We start from the raw sequence: 3,941 nt of genomic DNA, 5'->3' as shown, positions 1-3,941 counted from the left end.
GGTAGGCCCGACGGCGAAGCAGACGGGTTCGAGGATTCCTGTCTGCGGTTACCGGGGAACTGGTCCGGCTTGGCGTGGTTGGCGTTGGGGTGCGTGTTCGTCCGGGTGCTGGGGACTTAGGTTGGGCACGGTGATCGCCAGGAGGGCGATGTCGTCGGTGGGTGGGGGGTCGAAGTCGGTGATGAGGTGGGTGAGGTCGCGGATCAGCTGCTCGGCGAGGGTGCGGGGGCGGGTGGTGAGGAACGCGGTGAGTCCGTCCTCGCCGAAGAAGGCGCCGTCGGGGCGGGCTTCGGTGAGTCCGTCGGTGTAGAGCAGCAGGGTCTGCCCGGGCTCCAGGTGCAGGTAGCAGGTGGTGAACCGGCATCGGGCAGCGCACCGACCAGCATCCCGCCCTTCGGTCGGATCTCCTCCACCTCCCCGTCATGCAACCGCAGCGCGGGTGGGTGCCCGCCGCCGGCGAGGGTGACCTCGAACCCGCCGCCGGGAGCCGGGGTGAGGATGCCGAACAGCACGGTGCGCTGGCGATTCTCACCCTCGTGGTGCTCGACCGCGTCGCCGACATGCTGAAGTCCCGCTCCACGGCGTTCAGCAGGCTGGCCGAAGGCGCCCCGCTGGTACTGGTCGAGCACGGCAAGCCACTGCAGGAGCGGTTGCGCAAGGAACACATCAGCACCGACGACATCCTCGCGTCAGCCAGGAAGAGCCAAGGCCTGTTGCGGCTGGACCAGATCGAGTACGCCGTGCTGGAGAGCTCGGGCGGCATCAGCATCATCCCGAAGAAGAGCCAGCAAGAACGGGAGAAGGACCTGGAGGAGAGCCGCCGCATCGGGGGCGAGTGATCGGCGACCGCTAGCCCGCCGCTGGGTGACCCGGTGGTTGTGCGACCTCGTCCAGCACATACGACTGCCCCGCCAGGGCCGCCGCCTCCGTGCGGGTGGTGACCCTGAGCCTGCACAGCAGCGTGGCCGTCAGCCGCCTGACCGTCCACTGGAGACGTGCAGCTCGAACGTATTAACACTGCCACCAAGACAGAACTAGCCGGAGCAAGAAAAATGTTCCCTCGAAGCCGGAACGTGAAACTCGCGCCTACCGTCACGAGTCGCGGCCGGTGCTGCACAATCGAGTTAACGTTGGCGGTGAACGATCCGGGGAACGAAAACGCTCTTGTCCTCAACGCCGGCGTCTACGGCGACAACTACCTGCTGGTACTTCTGAACCAGAAGGCGAAGAACTTCAAGGAGGGCGGCATCGTCACTGCGACCGGAACCGTTGAAAATATTTCAGCTACGAGCAGTTCAGCGAAAAATACGGGCCTCGTCCAGGCAGCCATCTACGACGCCTACACACACGAGCAGTTCCTCCACAACGCCAACGTCAGGGCCGCGGACGACACAGTTCCCAGGTAAACACGGCCGAGAGCTGGTGACCGTGTCCGGACGATCCGGCTCCGGCATCAGAGCACCTCGAGGGAGTGCCAACCAGAACGCGACCAACCGATGTCGAGCCCGGTTCCCTCGTTCATCCCACTGTCAGGGTGTTCGGGTGCGTGGGCTCGCTGGCCTTGCTTGCCCCTTATGGTTGCCCACAGTGTTATGGGTCAGTATGAAGGCGTCGTCATTCGCGGCGCTGTGTGTCACCGCTGCTGAGTTCGTTGTCTTTCTCGGCGTCACGCTGTAGTTGTACCGCCTCCTCGCGGAGCTGCTGCGACCGTTGTTCGTCTTGAGTCGTGGTTGCTGCGTGTTCAAGAAGCGTTGCCAGCGCGCGGGCTGTCTGGTCCGCGCGGTCGTCGCTCGCTTTGCTCACCCGGTGCTGGTTATTGTGCAGTAGAACCAGCAGTAGCAGTTGCAGTGGGTTGGTGATGGAGTCGACGACGAGGTCGGACGCCCCGGTCTCCATCAGCCACAATGTCGGCACCCACGCCACCAGCGCGAGCACCACGAAGCCGAAAAACAGCGGATGCGCCAGCCACGAACTCGCCTTGTTCGAGAGCCGGTTGAACCCATGAGTGCTCTGGCTGCCCATTACTGCCTCCGATCACGTTTCCGTGCAGGGTTCCCGGAGCAGGAGCAGGCAAACTGATCATCGAGGTGGGCGGAAGTTGGCTGGCTTCCCCTTGTGCCAGCAGGCCGACATCGGTCGAAATCAAACACTCGGGTGTCGAACTCATCTGAGTGGACGAACAGACGCGTCCTTGCGCCCGGCTGTACCCCTATTCCACTAGGGATGTCGCCGAGAACGTCGTGCATCTCCTCATAGACGTCGCGGACGTATTCGCCGCCATCGTCGAGCAGGTCGTTCCATGGTGGCAGGCCGTCATTGTTCTCCACGAGCAACTGCGCATGTGGACGTCCGCCTCATGACGCAGCTATCAACATCGTAGGACAGATGCATGACGTCTCCGTTGCCGAAATCGCGGCCAGCTTCGCGATCCTCTCCCTTCTGTGTTAGAAGCCCGGGGAGGGAGAGACTATCGACGAGTCCAGCAAGCTCTGCCGCTGCGCGTCGGGGCTCAACGGAAGCGACACGGCGCCTTGGACAGTCGCGCCGCATCTGTCGATGTCTGGCTGGTGGTCGCGGTCAGGGCGCTCGGCGGGCGCTGAACGACACGGATCGACAGCCTAGTGGCACGTTACGAGTTCCGTTGGTCGACCATTGACGCACCGATAGGCAAGACCGATGACGGGCAACGTGACGAGTCAGCGTGCCCGTGAGAGGCGGAGATTGTCGGTGATTAGCGGATGGACCGGGGTACTTGTACCTTGGTGCGACTAAGAAGGAGGTCGCTGTGTCGGCTGCGGGACGGAAGTTGCGGAGTCTCCGGGCTCTTCGTCACGACCCACCGGGGTATGCGAAGCAGGGTGCGCGGCGAACGACGTTCCAGTCAGCGTTGGAGCAATGTGAGCAATTCCTGGACGCAGCCAGTGACACTGGTTACGCCACTCGGCCAGTCCAGTTGTTCTATGCCCTGTCGCAGGCAGGTCGGGCAATTGTTGCTGCATCACCGCGGATCGGTAACCAGGTGTCGAAGGTCAGTGGACATGGCTTGACCGCCAACACCAATACCGCAACTGCGGCAGAGGTCCTTGTTACCGCCACCAAGTCTGGTCTGTTCCCGGCCGTCGCTTCCGCCATCGATGTAGAGGCACTCGTCCCCAATGAGCCGGTTGCTCTACGAGAGTTGTGGCCGCTTCTGCCGGAGACAGTGGACGTCCCGCTCACTGACGACGTCATGGTGCCTGTTCTGTTGTTCTTCCAGGACGGGTGGCCTGAGATCGGCACTTTCGCCCACGCCGAGGTCAACTGGCTTCCGCGGCGAGTGCATGACCTCTTCGGTCAAGACCCAGTGCGGGTCAAGGAGCATCTCGATCGCTACCCGGCGTTGCGAGACAGCGTGCTGCACGTATCGCAACCGATGGGTGGCCTGGGCTGGCGCAATGCGGGTCCTGGGATGGGGCTGAGCGTTGAGTGGCGCAGCGGCTCGCCGCCGTTGATGCTCGCTGACAACAAGACGTTCAGCGACCTCGGGGTCGCGTGCTACCGGTCCGCCGACGACTCTCTCGTCACTCCCGCGATCGGATCTATGGCGACCGGTCTTCACCCATTCTTAGCGTTGTGGGCCGTACTGCTAGCGCTGTCGTCGTTGGCGCGGTACCAGCCGGCGACTTGGTCGAAGATGATCGATGTTGACAGATCACCGGAAGCCAACGCGATCGAGCACCTTCTTGAGGAAGCGACCACGTCCGTCCCCGCCACAGCGCTTCATCTGCTTACCACCTTCAGGTGACAGGGTCGGCGAAACCGGGAGACAGCAGGCACGAAGGTTGGCAGCAGATGTCCCTCACCATGGCCGAAGCGACGCATACCGCGGTATCGGTAGCGACCCTGGTTACAGATAACCCTCATCTCGTGACGGATACCTTACACAACAACAACTGATGGTC

The 3,941-nt window shown here is 62.8% G+C and carries 5 protein-coding genes and 1 pseudogene; 4 read left to right on the top strand and 2 right to left on the bottom strand.

Going from position 1 to position 3,941, the window contains the following annotated elements; all coding sequences use genetic code 11:
- Window positions 1-48: 48 nt before the first annotated feature.
- Window positions 49-512: pseudogene (locus BAY60_RS35385) on the bottom strand (PP2C family protein-serine/threonine phosphatase).
- On the opposite strand from BAY60_RS35385, the gene BAY60_RS35380 reads away from it, so the two are divergent.
- Both BAY60_RS35380 and BAY60_RS35375 read left to right on the top strand, forming a co-directional pair.
- Window positions 423-839, top strand: a complete 417-nt coding sequence (locus tag BAY60_RS35380) for a DUF421 domain-containing protein (protein WP_197684733.1) — start codon at window positions 423-425, stop codon at window positions 837-839. The pseudogene BAY60_RS35385 and the gene BAY60_RS35380 sit on opposite strands and share 90 nt — an antisense overlap.
- 156 nt (window positions 840-995) lie before the next feature.
- Window positions 996-1,406: a hypothetical protein gene (locus tag BAY60_RS35375; protein ID WP_144024174.1), complete on the top strand. Its 411-nt coding sequence runs from the start codon at window positions 996-998 to the stop codon at window positions 1,404-1,406.
- Between the two features lie 208 nt (window positions 1,407-1,614).
- Here BAY60_RS35375 and BAY60_RS35370 read toward each other — a convergent pair whose 3' ends face one another.
- Complete coding sequence (locus BAY60_RS35370) at window positions 1,615-2,022, bottom strand: hypothetical protein (protein WP_043829893.1); 408 nt, start codon at window positions 2,020-2,022, stop codon at window positions 1,615-1,617.
- Between the two features lie 149 nt (window positions 2,023-2,171).
- Here BAY60_RS35370 and BAY60_RS35365 point away from each other — a divergent pair, with 149 nt between their 5' ends.
- Window positions 2,172-2,360, top strand: coding sequence for a hypothetical protein (locus BAY60_RS35365; protein ID WP_072029935.1), 189 nt, complete (start codon window positions 2,172-2,174; stop codon window positions 2,358-2,360).
- Between the two features lie 425 nt (window positions 2,361-2,785).
- Complete coding sequence (locus tag BAY60_RS35360; RefSeq protein WP_228708110.1) at window positions 2,786-3,784, top strand: YaaC family protein; 999 nt, start codon at window positions 2,786-2,788, stop codon at window positions 3,782-3,784.
- Window positions 3,785-3,941: the final 157 nt, after the last annotated feature.

The sequence above is a fragment of the Prauserella muralis genome (genome assembly GCF_003202285.1).
GTDB classification, from domain to species: domain Bacteria; phylum Actinomycetota; class Actinomycetes; order Mycobacteriales; family Pseudonocardiaceae; genus Prauserella_B; species Prauserella_B muralis.
Note: the sequence above shows the minus strand (reverse complement) of the source record. Positions and strands in the feature narration are given on the sequence as shown.